At 71.9% G+C, this 25645-nt stretch carries 21 protein-coding genes and 1 other RNA gene; 6 read left to right on the top strand and 16 right to left on the bottom strand.

Annotated features, from left to right (window positions below; genetic code table 11):
• Positions 1–81: 81 nt before the first annotated feature.
• The 5 genes from SROS_RS07060 to SROS_RS07045 all read right to left on the bottom strand — a co-directional run bounded on the left by SROS_RS07060 (position 82) and on the right by SROS_RS07045 (position 6923).
• On the bottom strand, positions 82–1404 hold the full coding sequence (locus tag SROS_RS07060) for a glycosyltransferase family 4 protein (RefSeq protein ID WP_012888208.1): 1323 nt from the start codon (positions 1402–1404) through the stop codon (positions 82–84).
• A 163-nt stretch (positions 1405–1567) separates the two neighbouring features.
• A complete protein-coding gene (locus SROS_RS53785) occupies positions 1568–1699 on the bottom strand; it encodes a hypothetical protein (protein WP_269323798.1) in 132 nt (43 codons plus the stop codon).
• A 133-nt stretch (positions 1700–1832) separates the two neighbouring features.
• Positions 1833–3599, bottom strand: coding sequence for a hypothetical protein (locus SROS_RS07055; protein WP_012888207.1), 1767 nt, complete (start codon positions 3597–3599; stop codon positions 1833–1835).
• A gap of 30 nt (positions 3600–3629) precedes the next feature.
• Complete coding sequence (locus SROS_RS07050; protein WP_012888206.1) at positions 3630–5831, bottom strand: acyl-CoA dehydrogenase family protein; 2202 nt, start codon at positions 5829–5831, stop codon at positions 3630–3632.
• 54 nt (positions 5832–5885) lie between these two features.
• Positions 5886–6923 (bottom strand): hypothetical protein, encoded by a 1038-nt coding sequence (locus tag SROS_RS07045; RefSeq protein WP_012888205.1) that lies wholly within the window; start codon positions 6921–6923, stop codon positions 5886–5888.
• 133 nt (positions 6924–7056) lie between these two features.
• Here SROS_RS07045 and SROS_RS07040 point away from each other — a divergent pair, with 133 nt between their 5' ends.
• Together SROS_RS07040 and SROS_RS07035 are read left to right on the top strand one after the other, a co-directional pair.
• Positions 7057–8520 carry an AMP-binding protein gene (locus SROS_RS07040; RefSeq protein ID WP_012888204.1) on the top strand — a complete coding sequence of 488 codons (1464 nt, stop codon included), beginning with the start codon at positions 7057–7059 and terminating at the stop codon, positions 8518–8520.
• An 18-nt stretch (positions 8521–8538) separates the two neighbouring features.
• Positions 8539–9621, top strand: coding sequence for a S1C family serine protease (locus SROS_RS07035; RefSeq protein WP_012888203.1), 1083 nt, complete (start codon positions 8539–8541; stop codon positions 9619–9621).
• Positions 9622–9677: 56 nt separating this feature from the next.
• Here the strand turns inward: SROS_RS07035 and SROS_RS07030 are convergent, their stop codons facing one another.
• From SROS_RS07030 to SROS_RS07010, 5 genes are all read right to left on the bottom strand, one after another.
• Positions 9678–10259: an OmpA family protein gene (locus SROS_RS07030; protein WP_012888202.1), complete on the bottom strand. Its 582-nt coding sequence runs from the start codon at positions 10257–10259 to the stop codon at positions 9678–9680.
• Positions 10243–10872, bottom strand: a complete 630-nt coding sequence (locus SROS_RS07025) for a hypothetical protein (RefSeq protein WP_012888201.1) — start codon at positions 10870–10872, stop codon at positions 10243–10245. The genes SROS_RS07030 and SROS_RS07025 overlap by 17 nt, the downstream gene beginning before the upstream one ends.
• A gap of 102 nt (positions 10873–10974) precedes the next feature.
• Positions 10975–13827: an AfsR/SARP family transcriptional regulator gene (locus SROS_RS07020; protein ID WP_012888200.1), complete on the bottom strand. Its 2853-nt coding sequence runs from the start codon at positions 13825–13827 to the stop codon at positions 10975–10977.
• Between the two features lie 4 nt (positions 13828–13831).
• Entirely contained in the window at positions 13832–15667 is a 1836-nt protein-coding gene (locus SROS_RS45750; RefSeq protein ID WP_012888199.1) for a serine/threonine-protein kinase, read from the bottom strand.
• A 74-nt stretch (positions 15668–15741) separates the two neighbouring features.
• Positions 15742–16704 carry an aldo/keto reductase gene (locus SROS_RS07010; RefSeq protein ID WP_012888198.1) on the bottom strand — a complete coding sequence of 321 codons (963 nt, stop codon included), beginning with the start codon at positions 16702–16704 and terminating at the stop codon, positions 15742–15744.
• A 98-nt stretch (positions 16705–16802) separates the two neighbouring features.
• Between SROS_RS07010 and SROS_RS07005 the strand changes: the two genes are divergently transcribed.
• Positions 16803–17252, top strand: a complete 450-nt coding sequence (locus SROS_RS07005; protein WP_012888197.1) for a MarR family winged helix-turn-helix transcriptional regulator — start codon at positions 16803–16805, stop codon at positions 17250–17252.
• A gap of 164 nt (positions 17253–17416) precedes the next feature.
• Positions 17417–17737 carry a type II toxin-antitoxin system Phd/YefM family antitoxin gene (locus SROS_RS07000; protein ID WP_012888196.1) on the top strand — a complete coding sequence of 107 codons (321 nt, stop codon included), beginning with the start codon at positions 17417–17419 and terminating at the stop codon, positions 17735–17737.
• Positions 17738–17960: 223 nt separating this feature from the next.
• On the opposite strand, the gene ssrA is transcribed toward SROS_RS07000, so the two are convergent.
• The 5 genes from ssrA to ftsE all read right to left on the bottom strand — a co-directional run bounded on the left by ssrA (position 17961) and on the right by ftsE (position 22745).
• Positions 17961–18345: a transfer-messenger RNA gene (gene ssrA / locus SROS_RS46855) on the bottom strand.
• A gap of 334 nt (positions 18346–18679) precedes the next feature.
• Entirely contained in the window at positions 18680–20563 is a 1884-nt protein-coding gene (locus SROS_RS06995; protein WP_012888195.1) for a penicillin-binding transpeptidase domain-containing protein, read from the bottom strand.
• 2 nt (positions 20564–20565) lie between these two features.
• Entirely contained in the window at positions 20566–21033 is a 468-nt protein-coding gene (smpB, locus tag SROS_RS06990) for an SsrA-binding protein SmpB (RefSeq protein WP_012888194.1), read from the bottom strand.
• Between the two features lie 86 nt (positions 21034–21119).
• A complete protein-coding gene (ftsX, locus tag SROS_RS06985; protein WP_012888193.1) occupies positions 21120–22025 on the bottom strand; it encodes a permease-like cell division protein FtsX in 906 nt (301 codons plus the stop codon).
• Positions 22026–22055: 30 nt separating this feature from the next.
• Complete coding sequence (gene ftsE, locus SROS_RS06980; protein ID WP_012888192.1) at positions 22056–22745, bottom strand: cell division ATP-binding protein FtsE; 690 nt, start codon at positions 22743–22745, stop codon at positions 22056–22058.
• 235 nt (positions 22746–22980) lie between these two features.
• Between ftsE and SROS_RS06975 the strand changes: the two genes are divergently transcribed.
• Positions 22981–23172: a hypothetical protein gene (locus SROS_RS06975; protein WP_012888191.1), complete on the top strand. Its 192-nt coding sequence runs from the start codon at positions 22981–22983 to the stop codon at positions 23170–23172.
• 108 nt (positions 23173–23280) lie between these two features.
• Here SROS_RS06975 and prfB read toward each other — a convergent pair whose 3' ends face one another.
• Entirely contained in the window at positions 23281–24399 is a 1119-nt protein-coding gene (gene prfB / locus SROS_RS06970; RefSeq protein WP_012888190.1) for a peptide chain release factor 2, read from the bottom strand.
• Between the two features lie 98 nt (positions 24400–24497).
• Here prfB and SROS_RS06965 point away from each other — a divergent pair, with 98 nt between their 5' ends.
• A complete protein-coding gene (locus SROS_RS06965) occupies positions 24498–25538 on the top strand; it encodes a DUF8094 domain-containing protein (protein ID WP_012888189.1) in 1041 nt (346 codons plus the stop codon).
• The last annotated feature ends 107 nt before the right edge of the window (positions 25539–25645 follow it).

The raw sequence follows: 25645 nt of genomic DNA, 5'->3' as shown, positions 1-25645 counted from the left end.
GCTGCTGGATCCAACGCCGGAGCCGGGAGGACTCAGCCCTCGCGGGGTGATCCGCTCGGGAACGGTTCCGTGCGTCAAAGGTCAACGGGCGCTCAGGGAGGTTCCGGTCTCGTTGCGTGCGAGACCTGGGTCGACGCAGAGCAGGGGAGTCTGCCTTGACGCGTCAGAGTACCCGCTCTGTGCCAGTTCCGCACGGATCACCTCGGCCATCGCGGCACCGGTCCGCCCCCAGGTGAACTCGTCCGCCCAGGCCCTGCAGGCCCGCTGGATCTCCGCCCGCCGTACCGGGTCGGCCAGCTCGCAGAGCGCCCGGTCGACCGCGCCGGCGAGGGCCTCGCCGTCGCGGACCAGCCAGCCGGTCACGCCGTCGCGGACGGAGTCGCGCAGCCCGGCGACGTCGTAGGCGACCGTGGGCACGCCGAAGGCGGCGGCCTCGATGACGGTGAGGCCCCAGCCCTCGAACTCCGAGGCGGTCACGTTCAGCAGGGCCGAGCCGAGCACGGCGTTCTTCTCCTGCTCGGTGAGGAACCCGTGCAGGTGGACGCGGTCGGCGACCCCCAGCTCGGCCGCCCTGGCCGCGAGGGCTCCGGACTCCGGGCCGCGGCCCACGACGTGCACGTGCAGGCCGGGACGGCTCTCGCCCAGCTCGGCCGCCAGGCCGACGACGCGTCCGACCCGCTTGTGACCGACGAGCCTGCCCAGGTAGACCAGGGAGGGGTCGCCGGGCAGGGGGTGCGGCGCGACCGGACGGGCGGCGGGGCTGCCGTTGGGCACGACCTCGATCGGGGCGAGCCAGCGCAGCCGCGCGCGCAGGTCCTCCCTGGACGACTCCGAGACCGTGACCGTGGTGCGGCGGCGGTAGAGCAGCCGCGCCACCGGCCCCTCGACGAAGCAGCCGATCCTGGCGAGCCAGGCGGGGAAGAAGGCGTGGAACTGCCGGTCGTGCACGTGGTGCACCAGGCAGATCACCGCGGTACGGCGGCGCACCACGAGGGGGGAGAAGAAGGGGATGCCGTTCATCGAGTCGATGACCACGTCGAAGCGGCGGCGGCGCAGCAGGAGCCAGAGCGGCACGAGCAGGTAGACGAGGTAGCGGTTGCCCATCCTGCGCAGCTCGACGCCGTCCCACCGCTCGGCCCTGGCCTGGCCGGGCTCGCGGCTGGTCACGAAGTGGACCGAGGCGCCCTGGGCGATGAGGTAGCGGCTGACCTGCCAGGCGTACTCCTCGGCGCCGCCCGCCACCGACTGCTGCGGCTCGCGGAAGTTCAGCACCGCCGCCCGGACCCCGCGCAGCGGCGCCTCGGGGTCCCGCGTGGCCTCCAGGTCCAGGCGGGGCCGGTGCTGGGTCAGCGGACGCGGTCCGGCGCTCGCGCTCCCACCGGAAAAGGCCACGGTGTCGGCCACGGTGTCTCCTCGGTCCTCTACGGCGACGCGCGCCCGAATCGGGGCATGGCGGAGCCACACCCCGTTCTGATGACTGTGCTCAGCCCCGGTGGGCTGGGGAAACGCTCAGCCCCGGTGGGCTGAGGGGAACAGCGTCCGAGGGGCCGTCACGCGCCCCCTCGGATCACCTGTCGCCGTAGTTGTACAGCGGCCGGTTGGGCGGCTCCGGTGCGGGCGAGGCCACGTTGACCACTGCCACAGAGGCACCGACCGCCAGGATCGCCCCGATGGCCAGGGCTGCGATCACTCGTAACACTGAGCTCTCCCTCCAGAATCCGGACAGTGTGCCGAGAGTAGAACGTGATTCATCTCATAAGCCATAGGCTTAGTGAAACCGTGACAAAGAAAGTTACCGCCGGGTACTTCCGGGAGCTGCGGATACATCCGGCTCACAAGGGCGGATCAAGGCGGAGCAGGCGGATCTCACGCCCCTGGAAGACGGTCACCGCATCGTGGAACGTGTTATCGCCCGCCGGTGCCAGGACGTAGCGGATCCCCAACCCCGCCAGCGCCGCCGCCCGCCCGCCCGGTCCGGCGCGCAGTGCCGCCTCCGCCGCGGCGGAGGCCGGGTCCTCCGCCGCGACCCGGAGCCGGCCACCGCCGGGCAGGCCCACCAGCAGCGCGTCGTTCCACAGCACCCGGCGCCGGAACATCTTGGTCGCGGGATCGAGGACCACCCGGCGGCCGTTCCACTCGAACGCCCGGTGCGCCCCCCACGGCAGCGACAGCAGCGCCCCCGGCACCGGGTCGGCGTTCACGATCGCCTGGACGCGGCGCCACTCGTCCGGGTAGTCGACCGCCGACAGCCTGCCGAACGCGCCCAGCGCGAAGGTGGGCAGGACCAGGACCGGGACGGCCACCGCCACCGCGACGACGGCGCGCGAGTGCCACCGCGCGACGACGGAGGCCAGGCCCACCGCCTGGAGCAGAACGAACGGGGCAAGGTAGAGCTGCCCGTCGCGCAGCGGCCCGAAGCCGGGCCACCAGGCGATCAGCCCGCCCAGCGCGCCGGGCGCGAAGGCCCCCACCAGCGCGACCGCCAGCCCGCCCCCCGCCGCCACCGCCACCCCGGCCCGGTACGGCGCCGCCCCCGGCCCCGCTCCGTCCGGCGGCACGTCTTCCACACCGGCCCGGTGGAGCGGCTCCTCCCCCTGCCCTGCTCCACGAGACGGCTCCTCCCCCGGCGCGGCCCGGGGAGCGCGTAACCGGGCGAACCCCCAGACGGCGACCGCCGCGAGCGCCAGCCGTACGATCGCCGACCACCAGGACCCCTGCCCCGGCACGACGGCGTTGGCGTTCCAGATCCCGCCGAGCGACAGCAGGCTCCCGACCGTGCCGAGCGGCCCGTCGGCCCGCGCGGCGAACGCCTCGACCCCGGCGGGATCGGTCATGGCCCGGCTGAGCAGGGCGGGCACCAGCCACGGCAGGCTCAGCACCCCCAGCGCCAGCGCGGCCTCCGCCACCCGCCGCGCCCTCACCCCCCAGGCGAGGACCGTCCGATCCCGGGGCGCGCGGACGGGGGCCGCACGGCCGGGAGGCCCTCCCGTGTCCGGTGCGCCGGGAGGCCGGGCGGGGACCGGAGCGGTCGCGGCCGTCGCGAGCACCGCCAGCGCGGAGACCAGCATCGCCTGGAACCCGCCCACCGCCGCCGGGAGCAGCGCGACGGCCAGGCGCAGCCGGCCGCCGAGCACCACGGCGCGTACCGCCCAGGGCAGCCCGGCGACTCCCAGCAGCAGCGCCCACTGGCCGAGCAGGAGCCGCTGGGCGAGGTAGGCGTTCCAGGCGTAGAAGGCCGCGGCCGCCAGCCGGGGGCCCAGGCGCCGTGAGGGCACCAGGGCGGCCGCGCCCGACGCGGCCAGCACGAAGATCCCGATCAGGATGGCCTTCTGGACCAGCTGGTCGGGCGCGATCCGTGAGAGCAGGGCGACCACCAGGTCGCTGGGCACCGCCCGGGGGAACCCCTCCCCGGGCAGGGTCAGCGGCGGGTCGGGCACGAACACCATGTCGTATCTGAGCACGAAGCCCGGCCCCAGCGCGGGTCCGAGGGCGAGCAGCGCGAGCAGCAGCCCGAGCAGGGCGGGCGCGGACCGCTCCGCCGTCCCGACCCATCCGCTGCGCATGATGACCGACTCCAGGGGGTGGCTCCGGATATCCATGAGTGCGTCCGGAGCCACCGCCTCAGACGGCTACTTTCCCGGCTCGGGGTCGCGGGGCAGGCCGAGCATGCGCTCAGCGATGATGTTGAGCTGCACCTCGGTGGTGCCACCGTAGATCGTCATGGCGCGGGTGGCGAGCACGGCGCGGTTCCAGTAGCCCGCGTCACCGAGCTTCATGTCGGCGGCGACCACGGCGGAGGCGCCGAGCAGCCCGACCGCGCACTCCGAGACGTGCTGGGCGTGCGAGGTGGACAGGAGCTTGCGGACCGAGGCGTCGGCGCCCGGCTCGGCACCGGTGAGCTGCTTGAGCGTCACCCGCAGGCCGAGGGCGTTGATCGAGTGGCCTTCGCAGACCACCCGGGCCAGCTCCTGGCGCTCGGCGGGGGTCAGCTCGCGGCCGAGCCGCCCGGCCAGCCCGACCAGGTCGGGGACCGACGAGCCGGTGCCGCCGGAGCCCGAGGAGAGCGAGACCCGCTCGTTGGACAGGGTGTTGCGGGCGACCTTCCAGCCCTGGCCGACCTCCCCGACGACCAGCTCGTCCGGGACGAACACGTCGTCGAGGAAGACCTCGTTGAACAGGTTCTCGCCGGTCATCTCGGTCAGCGGCCGGACCGTGACGCCCGGGGCCTTCATGTCGACCAGGAAGTAGGTGATGCCGTCGTGCTTGGAACCCGCGGAGGAGTTGCGGGCGATGCAGATGCCCCACTCGGCGACATGGGCGACCGAGGTCCAGATCTTCTGGCCGTTGAGCTTCCAGCCCCCCTCGACCTTCTCGGCCTTCATCTGCAGCGAGGCGAGGTCGGAGCCGGCGCCCGGCTCGGAGAAGAGCTGGCACCAGATCATCTCGCCGCTCAGGGTGGCGGGCAGGAAGCGCTCCTGCTGCTCGGCCGTGCCGTACGCGGCGATGGACGGGACCACCCAGGCACCGATGATCATCTGGGGCAGCTTGACGCGGGCCGCCTTGAGCTCCTGGAAGATGAGCACCTGCTCCAGCGGCCTGGCGTCGCGGCCCCAAGGCCTGGCCAGGTGCGGCATCACGTAGCCGGCCCCGGCCAGCGCCCGCTTCTGCTCCTTGCCCTCCAGCTTGGCGAACTCGGCGACCTCCGCCCGGATCTCCTCGCGCAGCGCGGCGTCGTCCGGGAGGTCGATCTCCATCTCCCGGCTCACGCCGTTCAGCGCCAGCGAGGCGACCGTCTCGGCCCATTCGGCGGAGGAACCGAGCAGCGCGCGCAGGGTCAGCGCGCGGCGGTAGTAGAGGTGGGCGTCGTGCTCGTAGGTGTAGCCGATGCCACCGAAGATCTGCACGGCGTCCTTGGCGCACTGCACGGCGGCGTCGGGGGCGACCACGCCCGCGATCGCGGCGGCGTAGGCCGCCTCGTCTCCGGTGCCCGCGGCGCGGGTCGCGTCCCACACGGTGGCGCGGGCCTGCTCCAGCGCGACGAGCATCCGGGCGGCCTTGTGCTTGACGCCCTGGAACTGGCCGATCGGGCGGCCGAACTGCACGCGCACCTTGGCGTAGTCCGACGCGGCGCTCACGCACCACGACGCGACGCCCGCGGCCTCGGCGCCGAGGAGGATCGCGGCCAGGTTGAGGACCTCCGGCCCCTCCAGCCCGTCCAGCACCCGGCCGGCCGGCACGGCCACCGCGTCCAGCTCCACCTTGGCCACGCCGCGGGTCAGGTCCAGCGACCTGACCGGGGTGACGGTCGCCTCGGAGGCGTCCAGCGCGACCCATTCCTCCCCCCGGTCGGTGCTCACCGGGAGCACCAGGACGCCGGCGAGCGTGCCGCCCAGGACCAGCTCGGCGACGCCACCGACGGTCAGCGTGCCGTCCTCCCCCCGGGTGCCGGTGATCGAACCGGTCAGCGCGACCGCACCGGTCAGCGTGCCGTCGGCGAGGCCGGGCAGGAGTTCGGCGTGCGCCTTGCCGTCGGAGGCCAGGACGGCGGCGCTGGCGAACACGGTCGGGACGTAGGGACCGGGGGCCGCCCGCTCGCCGAGTGCCTCGACGGCGACGGCGGTCTCCAGCAGGCCGTAGCCGCTGCCGCCGTGCTCCTCCGGCAGGTGCAGGCCGAGCAGTCCCTGCTCGGCCAGGCCGGACCAGAAGGCGGGACGCCCCTCGTTCTCGGCCGCGATCGCGGCGCGCACGACCTCGGACGGGATGTTCCGCTCCGCCCAACCGGTCACCGACTCGCGGAGCGCCTCGTGCTCCTCGCTCAACCCGATCGCCATGACAGCCTCCAGACACGGTTCAGTGGCAGAACCATATTCTAGAAGGTACTTCCATCACAACGCGCGGGCACTCGCCACCAGAGGTGCGATGTCGGCCCAGAGCTGCTTGCGCGTGTCCGGCACGGTCACGAAGAGCATGGCGGGCTTCCTGCGGCCCACGTCCAGCAGCGAGAGCGCCGCCTGGGAGGTGCGCCGCTCCCCCTTCACCCGGTAGGTCACCTGGTAGCCGAAGATCCAGCCCTTGCCCGCGACCGGCTCCTGCGAGGCGGTCCAGACGACCTTGCTGCCCGCCGGATAGTGGTGGCGGATCGTCCACCTGACCGCGTTCAGCGCCACCCTGCGGAAGTCGGCACCGGTCTTCAGGGCGTTGACCGGCGCCGCGCCGGGGAGCGGGCCGGAGGCGACCATCGTGCGCGGCAGCCGCGCGGCGCCCACCTGGTGGCCGACGGAGAACGACGCGATGGCCCTGACCGTCCACGGCGCGCCCAGCTTGACGTAGGTGATCGCGGCCTTGGTGTCGGTCACCGTGCCCAGCACCGGGCTCGGCGTGCCCGGCAGCGGCTGCAGGGCCTTCACCCTGGGCACGCCCGGCAGCGTGATGGTGGGCACGGCCCGCGGAAGCATCGGCTCGGTGGCGGCGTCCGCCTGCGGCATCGGCACCGGATCGTCGGGCTCGTCGGCGGAGAACAGCACGAAGGCCGCGACGATCGCGGCGGCGCTGACGACGGCGGCGACGACGCTGACGGCCGCCCGGAACCGGTTGCCCCCGGGCCGCGCCGGCGGGCCTGGCCGCGCGGGCGGTCTGGCCGGGCCGTCGTCACCGTGCGTGCCCGGATTACCGAACGCGCCGGGATTACCGAACGTGCTGGGCGGGTAGACCGGAGCGGAGCCGGGGAACGCTCCATCGGTCTCGCGCCGGGAGACCAGCACGGGCTCCTCACCGTCCCCGATGGGGAAGCGCCGGGGCACCCGGGTGCCGACCGTCGTGCCGTCTTCGTCGCGGATGACGGGCATGGGCGCCGTGAGCGCCTCGTAGGACGGGACGTATCTCTCGCGAGAGCGCCCGGAGGAGTTTCCACCAACGTCCGCCATAGGCGTCACATTACGTCACCTGCCGTGATCGATATACCGCCTCACAACTACACTTAAGCCACGAGGTCACCATTTTCCCTGGTGATGACAGCCCCCTTCCATAAACAGAATGTCGCTCTGTATGGTCGCGCCTATGAGGGGCTTCTACGAGATCGCCGCGGCCGATCCCGGACGCGTCGCCGTCGTCGCCGGCACCGCCACGACGTACGGCGAGCTTCACGACCGGGTCAACCAGGTCTCCCACGGCCTCGTCGCCCGCGGCACCCGCCCCGGCGACACCGTGGTGACGGTCCTGCCCAACGGGACCGACGCGATCACGATGATGCTCGCGACCTACCAGATCGGCGCCTATCACGTCCCGGTGAACTGGCACTACACCGCCGACGAGGTCGGCTACATCATCACCGACTGCGCGGCGCGCGTGGTGATCGGCTCCGAGCGCCACGCGCGGGCCGTGCCGGCCGGTTTCACGGAGGTCGGCGAGCTCGCCGAGGGGCGGCCCGTCACCCCGCCCGGCGAGCGCCGGGCCGGATCGATGATGCTCTACACCTCCGGCACCACCGGCAGGCCCAAGGGCGTCCGGAGACGGCTGATCGAGCTCAGCCCGGAGGATCTCTACCCGATCCTGATGCGCAAGAGCTGGCGGCACTTCGCCCTGCCGTTCGACGGCGTGCACCTGCTGCTCTCCCAGCTCTACCACTCCGCCCCGTACGGCCAGGCGATGATGGCGCTGCAGTTCGGCCACACGCTGGTGGTGACCGAGCGGTTCGACGCCGAGGAGACGCTGGAGCTGATCGAGCGGCAGCGGGTGACCAACGCGTTCATGGTGCCGACCATGTTCCACCGGCTGCTGTCGCTGCCTGCCGAGGTCAGGGAAAAACATGATTTGTCATCATTGACTCACCTCTATCACGGCGCCGCCCCCTGCCCGCCCGCCACCAAGCAGGCGATGATCGACTGGCTCGGTCCGGTGCTGTGGGAGTACTACGGCTCGACCGAGGCCGCCGTGGCCACCATGGTCTCCTCGGCGGAGTGGCTGGAGCGGCCGGGCACGGTCGGCCGGGCGGTCGACGGCATGGAGTTCAGGATCGTCGCCGACGACGGCGCGGAGCTCCCGCCCGGCGAGCCGGGCATGGTCTACATCGGCGGCATCAACCGGTTCGAGTACCACCATGACCCGTCCAAGACCGCCTCCGCGATGCGCGGGCGCCTGTACACCCCGGGCGACATCGGCTATCTGGACGCGGAGGGCTACCTGTTCCTGTGCGACCGCCGTACCGACCTGATCATCTCCGGCGGGGTGAACATCTATCCGGCCGAGATCGAGGCGGCCCTGCTGGAGCACCCCGCGGTGGCGGACGTGGCCGTGATCGGCGTGCCGGACCCGGAATGGGGGCAACGGGTCGTCGCCCTGGTCCAGCCGGCCCCTGGCACCGAGCCCGGCCCCGAGCTCACCGCCGGCCTGCTGGCCCACTGCGAGCCCAGGCTGGCACGGCTCAAGCACCCACGGGTGATCGAGTATCGCGACCGGCTGCCGCGCACCCCCACCGGCAAGCTGAGCCGCAGCGACCTCCGGGAGACGTATCTTCCGCTCTGAGCTGGGAAGACATATCCCATGGGGGGATCGAGTCCACGTCTCGCACTGTTCGCCGCCGTCGCCATAGCACTCGCCGGCTGCGGCCAGACCGCGCGATCACAGCTGTCCGGCACGGCCACCGACTCACCCGGCGCCTCGGCGGAGGCGTCACCGCGGGCATCGGAGGGCCCGCTGGCCCTGGAGGGCAGATACGAGCGGGTCATCGCCGGCGTGCTGCCCTCCATCGTGCAGATCACCACGAGGAACGGCCTCGGGTCGGGCGTCGTCTACGACAGCTCCGGGCACATCGTCACCAACGCCCACGTGGTCGGCCGGGCCAACCGGTTCGAGGTGACTCTCGCCACCGGCGGCGCCCCCCGGGCGGCCAAGCTCGTCGAGGCCTTCGCCCTCGGCGACCTGGCCGTGATCAAGGTGGACGATCCCACAGGGCTCAAACCGGCCGTCTTCGGCGACTCCGGCAAGCTGCGGGTCGGCCAGATCGTGCTGGCCATGGGCAACCCGCTGGGCCTGTCCGGCAGCGTCACCGACGGCATCGTCTCCGCGCTGGGCCGTACGGTCAGCGAGCCCACGAACGGCGAATCCCCCGGCGCGACGATCACCGGCGCCGTCCAGACCTCGGCCGCGATCAACCCCGGCAACAGCGGCGGCGCGCTGGTCAACCTCTCCGGCGAGGTCATCGGCATCCCGACCCTGACCGCCGTCAACCCCGAGCTCGGCGGGGGACAGGCCCCGGGCATCGGCTTCGCGATCCCGTCCAACACCGCCACCGACATCACCCGGCAGATCATCAAGGACGGCAAGGTCACCAACACCCGCCGGGCCGCCCTCGGCGTCACCGTGCAGACCGTGATCGGCGCCGAAGGCCAGCCCTCGGGCGTCGGCGTCGTGCGTGTGACCCCGGGCGGCAGCGCCGACCGGGCGGGCATCAGGCCGGGCGACGTGATCGTCTCGATCAACGGCACGCCCACCCCGACGTCACAGGCCCTGTCTGAGGTCCTCGCCACCCTCAACCCCGGCGACCAGGCCAAGGTCGAGCTCCTGCGCCCCGACGGCTCCACCTCCACCCTCAGCGTGCCCCTGGGCGAGCTTTCCGGCGGCTGACCGGCCCGGACGACGGCACGCCCCCTCGCCCGGCCACCCGGCGACCCTTCCCACGGTCACTTGGCGGTGAAGACGATCTCGACGCGGCGGTTCCTGGCCCGGTTCTCCTCGACCGGCCTGCCGTCCACGACGTTGGGCACCTTCGGCTGCCGTTCACCGAGGCCGGTGGCCTCGAAGGTCACGCTCTGCCCGCTCAGCAGGGCCCGCAGGCCCTCCTGCACGGCCTGCGCCCGCCGCAGGGACAGCCGGTCGTTGTAGGCGTCGGTCCCCTGGTCGTCGGTGTGTCCCACGATCTTGACCACGCCTCCTGCCGACTCCGTCTTGACCCTGCCGGCGACCCCCCGCAACCGAGCCGCCGCCTTGGCGGTGAGAACGGCCCTGTCCAGGGCGAACAGCACGTCGCTGGTGAGCGCCAGGGTGACCGTCTCGCCCTGCTTCGTCTCGCTCTCGCTGCCGTCCAGGGAGTCGACCTCCGCCAGAAGGTCGTCGACCGGCAGGAGGAGGTCCTCCACCGGCGCCGTGGCGTCGGCCGGAGGTTCCGGCGACGCCCACACCGCCGGCGCGGCCCCGGCGACGAGGCCGCCGGCGAGCAGCGAGGCGACCAGGACACGCCATACGGACTCAGGAGATCGGGACATCGGTGAACACCCCGAGGATCGGGAACTCAACGTTGATCTTCTGTACGTCCGGCGGCGGCGCGGCGTAGGTCGCGTACAGCGGGAGGACCTCCCCGGGCTCGGTACTGACGTCGTACTCCGAGCACACGCACTTGGCGGTGCCCTTCTCGCCCGTGCGGGCGACCCGGTAGCGCTTGGCGTTGGCCGGGTCCACGAGGCTCACCCCGGCCACCGTCAGGCCGAGATAGGCGGCCGTGTCCCCCATGTTGCTGCCCATATTCCATTTGGTGTCACCGGTGTTGGTGACGGTCCAGCTCAGCGTGACCAGCCGTCCCTGCCTGCGGAGACCGGTGACGTCCACCTTCAGGTCCGCGCCGCCCGCCTTGACGTCGCGGGTGGCGATCACCTCTCCCTGCTGGGACGGCGCGCTGGCCGCCGGGTCGGGCGGCGCCTGCTTCTCGGGCGGGGCCTGCTCCTTCTCCGCCGGAGCACCGGACGCGGCCGTCTGGGCCGCCTGCCCGGACTGGCGTTCCTGCCCGCCACCGCCCAGTTGCTGGCCGTTGAGCACACCGCAGGCCGTCAGGGTCACCACCAGACCGGGTACGGCCACGGCGAGCGCGATCTTCCTTCGCATCCTGTGCTACCTCTACTTGTCGGGGTTCGGGCCGGAGTTACTTGTCGGGGTTCGGGCCGGAGTCGAATGTACGGAGGCGACCTTCAGAATCCGTATAGTCCGCTATAACCACAGGCCACGGCGGCGGCGCGCCTCCCGTGCGAGCTCCTCCGCCTCGGCCAGACCTCGCCGGTCGCCGAGAGCGTCGAACTCTGTCACAGCGGCGGCGATCCCGGCAAATGCCCCATCGATCTCATCGAGGTCAAGATGCGCGGCCGCCAGGACCAGCGACGCGCGGGCGATCCCCCGGCGGTCGCCGTACTCCTTGAAGATCGCCAGAGCCTCCTCCGCCGTCGCCCGCGCCGCCTCCGGCACGCCGTCGGCGTGCGCCACGCGGGCCAGCAACAGCAGGCCGGAGGCCTCGGGCAGCCGGTCACCCAGCCGCCGGTCGATACGGAGGCCGCGCTCGGCGCAGTCACGCGCGGCGGGCACGCGCCGCCGCTCCAGGTGGACCAGGGCCAGCTCGCGCAGGGCCGCCGCCTCCCCCCGGGGATCGCCCAGGTCCCGGTAGGCGTCGAGACTGACAGTCAACAGGTCCTCGGCCCGCCGGAGCGAGCCCAGCCCGCGCAGCGCGTCCGCCCTGCCCCGCGCGTCACCGGCCGACTCGAACTCGGCCAGGCACTCGGCCAGGCACCGCTCCGCCTCCGCGGAACGCCCCTGGGCGAGAAGGACCAGGCCGAGCCGGTACCGCGCGCGCGCCTCCTCCGACCTGTCGGCCAGGTCCCGGAAATGGGACAGCGCCGCCTGGAGGGCCCGCGCGGCGTCGTCCAGGCGGCCCTCGATCCGGTACAGGTCGGCCAGCGCCCTCAGCAGCAGCGCCTCGCCATGCCGGTGGCCCGCCAGCCGCGCGGCCTCCAGCCCGATCCGGTTCGTCGCATGCCAGTCCTCGTGGTGGGCCCGCAGCTCGAAGAACGGCGTCAGGTAGAAGGCCAGCCGCCAGGCCGCCTCGGCCAGCCCCGCGCGGTGGAAGTCCGCGACGGCGGCGACCAGGAATCCCCGTTCGGCCCCGAGCCACCGGGCCGACTCGCGCAGATGCGTCGTCTCCATGGCCAGGCTCTGCTCCGCCGTACGGGCGAGGGTCCGGCCGGTGCCGGGTTCGGCCGGGAGCAGCAGGACGCGGGCCCGCCGTACCCGTTCCAGGACCTCACGCGCGACCACGGCGAGCACCCGCGCCGCCGTGCCCTCCTCCTCGACGAGGCGTTCGGCGGCGTAGAGCCGGGTGAGATCGTGCCAGCCGTACCGTTCCTGGCCCGCGTCGTCCAGCCCGCGCGCCTGGAGCAGGCCGGCTCCGGCCAGCTCCTCCAGAGCCCGGTCCACCCGGAGGCCGCCGAACGCCGCGGCGGCGGCCCACGGCGCGACGTCCGGCCCCGACAGCGCTCCGAGGCGTCGCAGCAGCCGCTGCTCCTCCTCCGCCAGACCGCGATAGCCGAGGCCGAGGCTGCTCCGCACGGCCAGGTCCCCGGCGGTCAGCTCGTCCAGCCGCCCGCGCTCGTCGCCCAGCCGTACGGCCAGATGCTCCAGGGTCCAGCCGGGCCGCCGGGCCAGCCGGGAACCCGCGATCCGCAGCGCCAGCGGAAGGCCGCCGCACAGCTCGGCGATCCGCCGGGCGGCCTGCGGCTCGGCCCGCACGCGCGGCTCCCCCGCCACCCTGGCCAGCATCGCCACCGATCCGGCGGTGTCGAGCACGCCGAGCTCGAAGGCGCGGGAGGCCTCCAGCCCGTACAGCGGGGACCTGCTGGTCACCAGCGTCAGGCAGCCCGGCCCCGTCGGCAGCAGCGGCCTGACCTGCGACTCGCCGACGGCGTCGTCCAGCACCACCAGCAGCCGCCGGGAGGCCACCATGCTCCGGTAGAGGCGCACCCTGTCGTCGAGGCCGGTGGGGACGGCCCCCTCGGGACAGCCGAGAGAGCGCAGCAGGTCCTCCAGCACCGCGCCCGCGCCGGCCGGGCGGTTCCCCGCGCGGAGCGCGGCGTAGAGGCGGCCGTCGGGGAACTCCGCGCCCAGCAGCGTGGCGGCGTGGACCGCCACGGCGGACTTCCCCGAACCGGCGGGACCGTGCAGCACCAGATGGACCGGAGCGCCACCGGCCGCGGGCGCCTGCCGGACGATCCAGCCCAGCACCTCCTCGCGGCCGGTGAAGTCGGCGATGTCGGGCGGAGTCTCCTGCGGAACGGCGCCGCGCTCCCGTACCTGCCCGGCCAGCACCTTGTCGTGGGCCGCCCGCAGCTCGGGGCCGGGCTCCAGGCCCAGCTCCTCCACCAGCACGCGGCGGGCGTCCTGGTAGGCCGCGAGCGCCTCCGACCGCCTCCCCGCCTGGTACAACGCCAGGATGAGCTGCCCCCAGGCGCGCTCCCTGAGCGGGTAGGCGGCGACGAGCGCGCGGAGCTCGCCGACGACCTCGCCGTGACGCCCGAGCGCCAGGTCGAGATCGATCCGCTCCTCGGTCGCGCCGAGACGCAGCTCCTCAAGGCGTACGGCCTGCGTCCGCCGGAGCTCGCCGGAGTCGACATCGGCCAGCGCCGGTCCGCGCCACAGCGCCAGGGCGGCGCGCAGCTCGTCGGCGGCCTCGGCCGTCCTTCCGGCGTCACGGGCCCGGCGTGCCCGCTCCACCATGCGGTCGAAGCGGTGCGCGTCCACCTGGTCGGGAGTGATCGCGATCAGGTAGCCGCCGGGGACCGTGCGGATGGTCTCGGCGCCGACCAGGCGGCGCAGCGCGCTCACGTAGACCCGCAGCACCGGCTCGGCCGAGACCGGCGGATCCTCGCCCCACACCACGGCGGTCAGCCGGTCGAGCGTCACGACCTGTCCCGCGCGCATCAGCAGGGCGGCCAGGATCGCACGGTGCTTGGCCGGGCCGGGTGCCGTGATCCGGTCGCCGTCAAGGATCTGGATCGGCCCCAGCACGCCGAACCGCACGGGACTACCCTCCCGCCGGGCGCACGTCGAACGAGCCGAACCTGACCCGCATCGCCGCCTCGCCGTCCGGTGCCGCGTGCACCCCGGTCTGCCCGGGGCCGTAGGGGCCGGCGTCGACGGCCTCGCCGGCGAGGGTCTCGTTGACCCACATGCGCAGCAGGAGCCTCGACCCGTCGGGACGGCATTCGGCGACGATCCGGTTGTCCGCCGCCTGCCTGACCTCTGCCTTCCTGGCCGGGCCGTACAGGACCGCGCCCTTCTGCCCGGCCTGCCGCTTGGTGATCGAGACCGTCCCGGAGCCGCTGACCGCGAACTCGTAGCGGTCACCGGTGCCGGCGTCGCCCCGGCACCAGACGCCGAACTCTCCCGAGCCCTCCGTCAGCCGCGCCGAGCCGCTGACGACCACTCCCCCCTCGGGCTCGTCCGGTGCGGGCGCCGACTTCCACAGCCGCCAGCCCGGATTGACGGTCAGGAGGTAGGACCCGTCGGTGACATCCGCCCGCCCGGCGGCGCTGGAGCCCACCGACCAGGAGTGATCCGCGCTGCCGAAGTCGGCGTGGAAGGGCCACTCCCCGCCGGGGGAGGCCACGGCCCGCCACGCCACCACCCCTGCCGCCGCCACGGCGACAACGGCCAGCCCGGCGAGCAACGGCGTCCGCCACCCGCGCCGGGAGGCCGGGACCGGGCCGCGCCCGTCGGTCACGGCGGCCGAGGGGCCGAGATCGCGCCCGTCCACCATGGTCGGCGCGGGACCGGCATCGCGCCTCCCGGCCGCATCCGGCAACCGGCCCTGTCCGGCCGCCCCGGCCGCATCTTGCGACCAGCCTGCTCCGGCCGCATCCGCTCCGGGCCGTCCGGCCGCGCCTTCCAACCGGTCCGCCCACGACCGCTCCGGCACACCTGACGGCCGGTCCGCCCACGACCGCTCCGGCGTGTCCCCCCGCCGGCCGGGCCGGGTCTCTCCGAGCGCGTCCGGAGGCCGGCCGGTCCAGGTCCGCTCGACCACCTGGGTGGCCGTCGCCGGAGTCATGTGCCGGCCGCCGACCAGCTCGCCGAGCAGTTCCGGGGCGCTCGGCCGGCGGGCCGGGTCCTTGGCCATGGCCCGCTCGACGAAGCCGCGGATCCGCCCGTCCAGGCCGTCGAGGCGCGGTCCCTCGTTGACGATCCGGTAGAGGACCTCCGCCGGCGCCCCGCCGCCGAACGGCAGCCGCCCGGTCCCCGCGAACGCGATCACCCCGCCCCAGGCGTAGACGTCGGCGGCCGGTGTGGGTGTTTCCCCGCGTACCTGCTCTGGGGCCATGAACGCCGGTGTCCCCTGGATCCCCTGGCTCACCAGGCTGTCCCCGTCGACCAGCTTCGCGATCCCGAAGTCGATCACGCGTGGGCCCATCGGCGACAGCAGCACGTTCGACGGCTTGAGATCCCGGTGGATCACCCCCGCCCCGTGGATCGCGTTCAGGGCGACCGCGATGCCGACCGCCAGGGCCTCCAGGTCGGAGCCGGTCATCGGCCCCTGTTCCCGTACGGCCTGCGCCAGGTCGGGGCCCTTGACGTATTCGGTGACGAGGTAGGCCACGTCCCCGTCGATCCCGGCGTCCAGCACGGGGGCCGTGCAGAATCGGGCCACCATTCGGGCGGCGGCGACCTCACGCTCGAAACGCCGCCGGAAGGCCGGGTCGCGCGCCAGCTCCGGGTTGATCACCTTCACCGCGGCCAGGCCGCCGGTCGGGGTGCCTGCGAGGTACACGGTGCCCATGCCGCCGCGCCCGAGCACGCGCCGGAGCAGGTAGCCGCCGATCACCTGCGACTCGCCTGGTGCGGCCCGTTCCGAAGGGTTCATCGGAGTTAGCGTAGCTTTCCAGCGTTCCTCCCATTTTCCGGGTGTTCCTCACGCGCCATCGGGGGAGGTCACCGTCAGGTCTGGTCGATGGTGCGCATCAGGAACTCCGGATAGCGGTCGCCCGAGGCGGTCCCCAGTGCCTCCAGCGCCTCCAGCTCCCCGGGGGTGAGCACGAGACCCGCAGCCGACGCGTTCTCCTCGACCCGGGAGGCGCGCCTGGTCCCCGGGATCGCCACGACGTCCTCACCTCGCGACAGCACCCAGGCCAGGGCGAGCTGGGCGGGCGTGACGCCCTTGGCTCCGGCGAGCTCGGCCACCGCGCCGGCCAGGGCCCGGTTGAGGACGAGGTTGTCCCCCTGCAAGCGCGGGTCCCCCCGCCGGAAGTCCCCCTCGGGCAACTGGTCGGGGCTGGTGACGGAGCCGCCGAGGAACCCGCTGCCCAGGGGGCGGTAGGCCACCAGGCCGACGCCCAGCTCGCGCAGCGCGGGAAGGATCGAGGCCTCGACGTGCCTCTCCCACAGCGAGTATTCGCTCTGGAGGGCCGCTATCGGGTGCACGGCGCAGGCCCGGCGGAGCGTGGCGGCGCTCGCCTCGCACAGGCCGAGGTGGCGCACCTTGCCCGCGGCGACCAGCTCGGCCATGGCACCCACGCTCTCCTCGATCGGGACGCGGGGGTCGACCCTGGCCAGGTAGTACAGATCCACGTGATCGGTGCCCAGCCTCCGCAGGGACCCGTCGATCGCCCGCCGGATGTGGGCGGGGCCGCCGTCGACGCTCATCCCGCCGGGACCGCGCACGCTTCCGGTCTTGGTGGCCAGCACGGCCTGCTCCCGCCTCCCCCGCAGTGCCCTGCCGACGATCTCCTCGCTCACCCCGCCACCGTAGAAGTCGGCCGTGTCGAGCAGGGTGACGCCCAGGTCGAGCGCCCGGTGGACCGCGTGGACGGACTCGCTCTCGTCGGCCGGGCCGTACGAGCCGCCCATGCCCATCGTGCCGAGGCCGACCGCGCCGACGCCGAGGCTTCCGAGCTTCCTCATGACCGTATCGCCTTTCGTTTGCCGTCTATTGACATGGCAAAAGCTAACCGGCTAATCATTAGCCGTCAAGTCATTAGCCGACGAGTTACCATCGGGAGGTGACCGAGATCCTGGACCTGATGACCATGACCCACAAGGCCCTGCGCGCCGTCGCCGAGGAGTCGATGCGCCGCCACGGCCTCCACCTGGGCCAGAACCTGGTCCTGGCGGCCCTGTGGGAGCAGGACGGCCGCACGCCCGGCGAGCTCGCCGCCCTGCTGAACGTCACCACCCCCACCGTGGTGAAGATGGCCACCCGCATGAGCGCCTCGGACCTGCTGGTACGGCGCCGCGACGACGCCGACAACCGCCTGGTCCGGCTCTATCTCACCGACAGGGGGCGCGCACTCCGGGGGCCGGTCACCGGCGACCGGGAATCACTCGAACGCCACATCACCCAGGGCCTGACCGGCGACGAGCTGCGCGCCCTCGCCTCCGCCCTCGCGAAGGTCCGCGACAACGCCCGCTCCCTCGGCGCTCCCCCCGCCGACCACACGGACGAGGCCTGACCCCCCGCGAGCCGGACGGCGGAGACCTCCGTTCCGGTGCGAGCCGCACAGAGATCCGATCCCGCACGGAACTCGACCCGCACGAGAATCCGGCTCCCGGATATCGCCATCAGAGATGTGCTACTTCATGGCACCAGGTAGCACCTCGGGCGTACGGTCGACGCATGGGCACGCCTGAGCTCGTCAATCCGGCGCGGATCTCACGGCGTGATCTGCGCAACCGTTCGGCGGAGATCATGGACGCCCTCGAACGCGGCGAGCGATTCGCCGTCACCCGCAACGGCGACCACATCGGCGATCTGGTGCCCATCCGTCGCAGACGGCGCGCCGTCTCCCGCGCGGAGTTCGCCGCCATGTCCCGTGGCATGCCACGCCTGGACGACCGGGAGTACCGCGCCGACCTGGATCGCCACGTCAACGACGATCTTTATGATCCCTATGACCGCGCGTACGGCAGGGGCGAGTTCACCGAGGGCCGGCGGTGACCCGCCCCGGGCTCGGCCCTCCGCGGTGAGGTGTCACGCCGTACGACGGAAGCGGGGGGCGTGATCCACGGAGCGAGGACCAGCGGGGTGGCGGCCGCAATGCGCCGCGGCCGGGCAGGCGGGGGCCGGAAATGACAACAGCGGCGTCCCCCCGAGGGGGGCGCCGCTGACAGGGGGTCGCCCGCCCCGGCTCGGGTGAGCCGGTGGCCGAACGACACCGAGGTGGTGGAGGTGGCGGGAATCGAACCCGCGTCCTTCAACTCCAAGACAGGGCTTCTCCGGGTGCAGCCTGCTGTGTTTTTCTCAGCCCCGGCGTTCACACAGGCAAGACGCCGACGGGCTCAGCCACTGTTTGATTTCCCGATCTTCCCCGTGGCCGGGTCGATCGGTTGAGCCTCCTAGCGATGCCGGATCCGGGCCGGAGGCGCTCCCGGGCCGGCAGAAGTCACTCGCTGCTTAGGCGGCGAGTGCCAGGTTGCCCTGGCTGACTTCGGAGTGCGTCTTATTGGCACTTGTTGGTCGCGGTCACAGTGTTAACGAGGTTATGTCCGCAGTCCTCGACCCGCTTCCCCTGAATTGCAAAGTCAAAGTCGAAACCAGTCACCCCCCTGTTGAGTTGTCAACCCGGTCCCGCGGGACCGAGCTATCCGAAGATACCTGTTACAACACGGGTAACGCCAACTGAATTCCCGTCCGGCCGGCCCTCCCCGCGCCCGGGAGGCCCCGCGGGGCCCGGAACCCCGGGGGCGCGGCTCTGCCGCACGCGCCCCCGGGGCCGACCGGCAGGGTCGAGCCGGTCCGGACGGCAGGGCCTCCCCCGAGACGAGGCCCTGATCTCATCACGACGACTGAGCCGCAACCCCCAAGCGGTACCCAGTCACTTTGAAGGACGCAGACAGGGCACGCGATGGTTGCTCGGAGTGATGGAAATATTCCACTGGGTCACAGACCGGCGTGCAGGCCCCGGAAGAACCGCCCGGCGATGGCCGCTCCCGCCGTGGAGTCGGTGCTCTCGGCGAGCACCGCCACCGCCACGTCCTCCTGCCAGCCAACGAACCAGGCCAGCGGCTTGCGGCCCTGCGTCGCGGAGGCGGTGATGCCGGAGACCGGGTCGCCCGGAGCCGCCGCCAGGCGGGCCGACCCGGAGGTCACTCCGGCGCGCATGAGCGTCTTGAGCGCGCTGATCGTCTTGTCATCGATCCTGATCGCGTCGGGGGTCTTCGCCGGCTCGGCATCGGCCGAGGGGTCCGGCGTCTTCGGCTCGATGACCAGGACGGGCGGATGCCAGGTGCCCGACGCGACCGCCCCGGCGACCAGCGCCATGGAGAGCGGGCTGACCGAGACGTTCTGCCCGGCGATGGCCTTGGCCGTGGCGGCGTCGTTGGTCAGCGGCCGCATCCTGCCGCTGAAGGTCTTCAGCGGCAGGCTCCACTGCGCGCCGATGCCGAACCTCGCGGCGCTGGCCGCCAGCTCGGCACCGTCGATCTTGCGGGCCAGCGAGGCCAGCGCGGTCACGCAACCGCTGGCGAAGTTGCCCTGGAGGCTCAGCGTGCTCCCGGCCGGCGGTGCGGCCTGGTGGAACTGCGCGCCGCCGACGGTCCGGTCGACCGGGCAGGCGAGCTTCTGCTTGAGACTCACCTGAGCCTTGAGGAGCCCCTCGACGGACATGATCGAGAAGAGGCTGCCGGCGTGGAACTTCCCGGCGAGCGCGTGCCGCTCCTGGTGGTACTCCTTCGTGCTGGCGACGGCCAGCACGTTGCCGGTGGAGGCCTGGACCGCGACCAGCATGGCGGGCGAGCCGCCGAGCAGGGCGCTGTCGGCGGCCTTCTGCATGGGGCGGTCGAGCGTGGTGCGCACCGACGAGGTGGAGCGGCCCGGACGCCACTTGCGCAGCTCGGCGACCGTCTTCGACGTCTTGACGTCCAGGATGATCACGCTGGTCTCGGTCGAGCCGGTGAGGTATTCCTGGTAGGCCTTCTGCAGCCCGCTCCGGCCGACCGTGTCTCCGGCCCGCTGGGGGCCGCCGAGCTGCTGCTCGGTCTCCGGGGTGACGGCGGTGACGGCGCCGACGATCTGGGCGGGCGAGTCGGGGGCTACCGGCAGCGACTCCGGGGTCATCTGGAGGCCCGGGATCGCCTCAAGCTGGGCACGGAGCTGGGCGTACTTGGCGCGACCGAAGGTGACCAGCGGGACCTGGACGTTGGGGATCGCCGAGCGGATCCGGCTCAGCAGCCGGTCCTGCGGGAAGCCGGTGATCTTGGAGAGCTGCCTGCAGACCGCAACCTCGTCCTTCAGCAGGGACGGGATGACGTTGGCCACGTAAAGGGTGGCCTCCTGCTGGAGCGGGTCGTTGTTGCGGTCGAGGATCGGCTGGCGCCCCTGCGGCTTGACGTCCACGGCGAACCGCTGGCCCTCGCGCAGCTGGGGGTGGATCACGCTGGGCGACCAGTGCACCTTCCAGCGGCCGTCCACCAGGTGGAGGGGGAGCTTGCCGGCGTACTCCCAGAGGGGGTTGTTCTCCCCCAGGTCGACCTCGGCCGCGAAGTCGGCCTCGGTCTGCTCTCCCGCGCTCCGGATCCCCTTGAGCTTGAAGCGGAACGAGGCGGCGTCGAGGTGGACCTTGGCGTCCTCCAGGGCCTGACGGACCGCCTTCTGGTCCCCGTCGGTGCGCCGGGCGGCCGCGGCGTAGTCGCCCGTCTGCCACCCGACCAGGAAGTCGCGCACCGCCTCGTGGGCCGACGGCTCCTCGAAACACGCGGACAGCATGGGGACCGCCGCCGCCAGCGTGAGCGCCGCGGCGACGGTCCGCCGAGCCTTCCCCGTCACAATTACCTGTTCCTGTACCTCAGTGAGCGGGCCATCTCACGCTTGGCCTGATTCTCGGCCAGCGTCTGCCGCTTGTCCCAGTCCTTCTTGCCCTTCGCAAGACCAATCTCGATCTTGGCCTTGCCGTCCTTGAAGTAGATCGCGAGCGGTATCAGTGTGAGACCGCCCTCCTTGGTCTTGGAGACCAGCTTGTCGATCTCCTTACGGTGCAACAGCAGCTTGCGGGTGCGGCGTGCCGCGTGGTTCGTCCACGTCCCCATGGTGTATTCGGGGATGTGGACGTTGATCAACCAGGCCTCGCCGTCCTTGATGACCGCATAGCCGTCGAGGAGGGAGGCGCGGCCAAGGCGGAGCGACTTGACCTCGGTGCCCTGTAGCACGAGACCAGCTTCGTAGGTGTCCTCGATGTGGTAGTCGTGCCAGGCACGCTTGTTCTGGGCGATGACCTTCCGCCCGGTCTCACGTGGCATGCCCACGAGCCTACCGGGGACCGGAGCGGCGAGCCGCGCCCGAGAGCCCGAGAGCGCCCGACGGGCGACCCGTCAGCACGGCCGCGTCACACCCGCAGGTAGCGGCGGAGCGTGACGAACGAGGCGAGCACACAGATGACCACACCGATGATCATCGTAAGGGTGATCACCCAGGCGACGGTCTCCCACGTGAGCGGGGTGTTGGCCAGGTACGCCTGCACCTGGTCGAAGAGGAACACCTTGCTGACGATCAGCATCAGCGCGGCCACCACACCGCCGAGCAGGCCGGCGATGACCCCCTCCATCACGAACGGGAGCTGGATGTAGAGGTTGGAGGCGCCGACCAGCCGCATGATCCCGGTCTCACGCCTGCGGTTGTAGGCGGAGAGGCGGACCGTGTTGCCGATCAGCAGGGCGGCCGCGAAGACCAGGATGATCGCGACCACCAGGGCGGCCCAGCGGAGGCTCTCCAGCAACCCGAAGAACTTCTCCAGGATCGCCTTCTGGTTGACCACGTTGGAGACCCCCGCGGCGCCCTTGAGCGAGTCGATCACCGCCCCGTAGGTGTCGGGGTCCTTGAGCTTGACCCGGAACGACTCCGGCATGTCCCCGACCTGGATCGCGGAGAGCATCACGGTGTTGCTGGCGTTCTGCGCGCGGAAGTTCGCGTAGGCCTTCGCCGCGTCCTCGAACTCCACGCTCTGCACCTGCGGCAGGGACTCGATCTGCGTCTTGAGCGCGGTCTGCTCCTGCGCGTTCACTCCGCCGCTGCCCTTGCACTGCGGGAAGGGGTCGTTCTTCTTGCACAGGAAGACCGAGACCTCGACCTTGTCCGACCAGAAGTCCTTCATGCCGGAGATCTGAGAGTTGATCATCAGACCCACACCCAGCAGCGCCATGCCGATGGCCACGGTCACGATGACGGCGATGGTCATCGTGAGGTTACGGCGGAGGCCAATCCAGACCTCGGAGAAGATGAAGTTTGCCCGCATGCTCTTCCTGTCGCTCTTCTGGTCCTGGTCTCAGTACGCCTGGCCGTACACGCCACGCGACTGGTCACGGACGATCTTGCCGTCCTCCAGTTCCACTACGCGCTTGCGCATGGAGTCGACGATGGCCGCGTCGTGCGTGGCCATGACGACCGTGGTACCGGTCCGGTTGATCCGGTCGAGCACCTTCATGATGCCGATGCTCGTCGCCGGGTCGATGTTTCCGGTCGGCTCGTCGGCAAGCAGGATCATAGGCCGGTTGACGAAGGCTCGGGCCATCGCGACCCGCTGCTGCTCGCCACCGGACAGCTCGTCGGGCATCCGGTGGGCCTTGCCTTCCAGGCCGACGAGCTCGACGACCTCGGGCACGACCTTGCGGATGAACCGGCGCGGCTTGCCGATGACCTCCAGGGCGAACGCGACGTTCTCGTAGACGTTCTTGTTCGGCAGGAGCCGGAAGTCCTGGAAGACGCAGCCGATCCGGCGGCGCAGGTGCGGGATCTTGAAGTTGGACAGTCGGGCGAGGTCCTTGCCGGCCACATGGATCGCTCCGGAGTTGGGGCGCTCCTCCTTCAGGACCAGGCGCAGAAAGGTCGACTTCCCGGACCCCGAAGGGCCGACGAGGAACACGAACTCGCCCTTGTCGACATCGACGCTGACGTGGTCCAACGCGGGCCGGTTCTGGTTCGCGTAGACCTTGGTGACATTATCAAAATGGATCACGGGCGCATCACGGCATGCCAGTCTAGGGGTTAGGACGGTCGCGGGAGTGGCAGAGGTCCACTTCCGCCTCTCGCCGGCCGGGGGGCGCCGGTCTTTACTCTTGATCGACGTTCCGGTTGGCCGGAGCCCAGTCTAGGGGGAAGACTGGCATGGAAAGTCCATAACGGAAACAAAACGATTCGGCGCCCGGTAACGACCACATAAAGTAGTTCTTACCTCGGAGAGGGAGGACATCATGAGCTGTGAGGACCTGGTCTGCGCGGGGTGCGCCCACCCTGTGGCGGAGGGCCGCTGCCCGCTGTGCCGCGCCAACCGCGAGCGGATGCACCATCACGGACTGGGCGGGATGACCCCCGCGCTCGTCTCCCTGGCGCTGATCGCGCTGTTCTTCCTCACCCTCGCCCTCAAGCACCTCTCGGGCGCCTGAGGCGCCTCACGGGGCGCCTGAGACGCCCCCAGGGCACCTCACGCACCCGGGGTGCCCCCTCACCGAACCGGCCGGCCCTCACCGCACCGGGCAGGCCCCGGCGGCCGGCTACTGGTCGACGCCCGACTCCTGGCGGCGGGTCCACCGGATCTCGGACTCGATGAACTCGTCGAGGTCGCCGTCGAGCACCGAGCTCGGGTTTCCCGCCTCGGTGCCGGTCCGCAGGTCCTTGACGATCTGGTACGGGTGCAGCACGTAGTTGCGGATCTGGGTGCCCCACGAGGTGGTGGCCTCGCCCCGGATCTCGTTCAGCGCCGCGGCCTCCTCCTGCCGCTTGCGCTCCAGCAGCTTGGACTGCAGGACCGCCATCGCGGTCGCCTTGTTCTGGAGCTGGGAGCGCTCGTTCTGGCAGGAGACCACGATGCCGGTGGGCAGGTGGGTCAGGCGGACGGCGGAGTCGGTGGTGTTGACACCCTGGCCGCCGGGGCCGGAGGACCGGTAGACGTCGACGCGCAGGTCGTCCTCGTTGATGTCGATGTGGTCGGTCGTCTCGACGACCGGCACCACGTCGACGCCCGCGAAGGAGGTCTGGCGGCGGCCCTGGTTGTCGAACGGGCTGATGCGGACCAGCCGGTGCGTGCCGTGCTCGCCGCGGAGCGTGCCGTAGGCGTAGGGGGCCTTCACCGTGAAGGTCGCCGACTTGATCCCGGCCTCCTCGGCGTAGGAGGTCTCGTAGACCTCCGTCGGATAGCCCTTGCGCTCGGCCCACCGGATGTACATCCGCAGCAGCATCTGCGCCCAGTCGGCGGCGTCCACGCCACCGGCCTGGGAGTTGATCGTGACGACCGCCTCACGCGCGTCGTACTCGCCGGAGAGCAGGGTGCGGACCTCAAGGGCGCCGATGTCGCTCTTCAGGGAGGCCAGCTCGCGGTCGGCCTCCTCGCGGGTCTCCTCGTCGTCCTCGGCCGCGGCGAGCTCGTACAGGACGGTCAGGTCCTCCAGGCGCTGCCCCAGGGACTCGACCCTGTTGACCTCGCCCTGCAGGTAGGAGAGCTTGCTGGTGACCTTCTGGGCGTGCTCCTGGTCGTTCCACAGGTCGGGCGCGGCGGCCTGCTCCCCGAGCTCCTCGAGCTGCTTGCGTATCGCGTCGAGGTCGAGCACGTCCTGAATGCTGTTCAGTGTGCCGGTAAGCTCGGTGATCTCTTCTGCCGGATCGATGAGTGCCACGTCTGTAAAGGGTACGCGACCGCCGAACCCCGTTGTGTACGGCTCGCGCCCCCGCCATGGCTAGCATGGGCCCGCGAGGGGACCATCGGGAGGCGGACGTGCGAGAACGTGGGCGACGGGATCTGCTCGTGCTCGCCCTCGCCCTGGTGACCGCGACCGCCGCGTGCTCGGGCTCCGGCGCCCCCGCGGGGAAGGGCCGTCCGGCGACCGGCTCCTCCCTCACCCCCGCCGCCCTGCCCGCGCCCCGGGTCACGCTCGCGGAGGCGGAGAAGGAGCTGGCAGGTTTCCTGGGCGCGCAGGAGGTGCTGAGCCGCGCCACGCCGCGCCAGGACGCCGACGACAGGAACATGCTGGAGCAGACCGACGACGGGCAGGCGGCCCTCGCCCAGGTCGCCCTCAACGGCCCGGCGGGCACCTCTCCCCCGCACTACACCTGGGGCAGGCCGCAGCTGCTGGTCCCCCGGGCGCAGCGGAGCCCTTTCTGGTTCGCCGCGGTCGTGAACCGCACGGATCCGGCGGGCGAGGTGCGCCCCGCCGTACTGACCTTGATCAAGTACGCCGGGGAGCGGTGGACCCTCAGCTCCGCCTCGCTGCTGGCGCCCGGCACGCGGATACCGGAGGTCGCCAAGGACGCGGAGGGCTACGCCACCGCGCTGGACTACGAGGACACGAGCGTCGAGATCAGTCCCCGGCTCATGGCCCCGCTCCACGCGACCTCCGCCGAGGAGGGCACCGAGGGGTTCACCGCCGGGCTGATCGAGGCGGGCCCGCACACCACCGGCTACGCCGACGAGATCGCGGCCAACCGGCTGGACTACAAGAAGGAAGACTGCCTGGGCTACGACTCGATCTTCGCCGCGAGCAACTACCCGGTGTACGCGCTGCGCACCGTCGGCGGCGGCGCCCTGGTCACCTACTCGCTGGTCAGGACCACCACCGTGACCTCCAAGGTGGAGCCCTGCGCGGAGATCCTGGTGCCGCCGGACGCCAAGCGGCTGGTCAAGGAGCGCCGCGCCCCCAAGGAGCTGCGCACCGTGGAGCTGCAGCAGTACGTGAGCACCGTCCCGGCCAAGAACAGCGGCAGGCCGGCGAAGATCATCGGCTATCTGGGCGGCATCACCAAGGTGTTCGTCTCCTGAGGCTCCCCAGCGGGGAGGCTCCCTCGGAAGACCCGGTCCTTCGGAGCTCCGGTCCCCGGAGCCCCCGGCCCCGGGCCCCCTGGACATCCGGCCCCGGCTCCTCGGGA

It is taken from the genome of Streptosporangium roseum DSM 43021 (assembly GCF_000024865.1).
GTDB lineage: Bacteria > Actinomycetota > Actinomycetes > Streptosporangiales > Streptosporangiaceae > Streptosporangium > Streptosporangium roseum.
The sequence above is the reverse complement of the archived record's forward strand: the minus strand, read 5'-3'. Positions and strand labels throughout refer to the sequence as shown.

What these genes read in the sequence shown, in the direction of transcription:
- ftsX (WP_012888193.1), bottom strand. Translation starts at nt 22,025, where the DNA reads ATGCGGGCAAACTTCATCTTCTCCGAGGTCTGGATTGGCCTCCGCCGT.
- SROS_RS45750 (WP_012888199.1), bottom strand. Translation starts at nt 15,667, where the DNA reads ATGAACCCTTCGGAACGGGCCGCACCAGGCGAGTCGCAGGTGATCGGC.
- SROS_RS07035 (WP_012888203.1), top strand. Translation starts at nt 8,539, where the DNA reads ATGGGGGGATCGAGTCCACGTCTCGCACTGTTCGCCGCCGTCGCCATA.
- SROS_RS07025 (WP_012888201.1), bottom strand. Translation starts at nt 10,872, where the DNA reads ATGCGAAGGAAGATCGCGCTCGCCGTGGCCGTACCCGGTCTGGTGGTG.
- SROS_RS07050 (WP_012888206.1), bottom strand. Translation starts at nt 5,831, where the DNA reads ATGGCGATCGGGTTGAGCGAGGAGCACGAGGCGCTCCGCGAGTCGGTG.
- SROS_RS07010 (WP_012888198.1), bottom strand. Translation starts at nt 16,704, where the DNA reads ATGAGGAAGCTCGGAAGCCTCGGCGTCGGCGCGGTCGGCCTCGGCACG.
- SROS_RS07040 (WP_012888204.1), top strand. Translation starts at nt 7,057, where the DNA reads ATGAGGGGCTTCTACGAGATCGCCGCGGCCGATCCCGGACGCGTCGCC.
- SROS_RS06975 (WP_012888191.1), top strand. Translation starts at nt 22,981, where the DNA reads ATGAGCTGTGAGGACCTGGTCTGCGCGGGGTGCGCCCACCCTGTGGCG.
- SROS_RS07030 (WP_012888202.1), bottom strand. Translation starts at nt 10,259, where the DNA reads ATGTCCCGATCTCCTGAGTCCGTATGGCGTGTCCTGGTCGCCTCGCTG.
- smpB (WP_012888194.1), bottom strand. Translation starts at nt 21,033, where the DNA reads ATGCCACGTGAGACCGGGCGGAAGGTCATCGCCCAGAACAAGCGTGCC.
- SROS_RS07045 (WP_012888205.1), bottom strand. Translation starts at nt 6,923, where the DNA reads ATGGCGGACGTTGGTGGAAACTCCTCCGGGCGCTCTCGCGAGAGATAC.
- SROS_RS07055 (WP_012888207.1), bottom strand. Translation starts at nt 3,599, where the DNA reads ATGGATATCCGGAGCCACCCCCTGGAGTCGGTCATCATGCGCAGCGGA.
- SROS_RS07000 (WP_012888196.1), top strand. Translation starts at nt 17,417, where the DNA reads ATGGGCACGCCTGAGCTCGTCAATCCGGCGCGGATCTCACGGCGTGAT.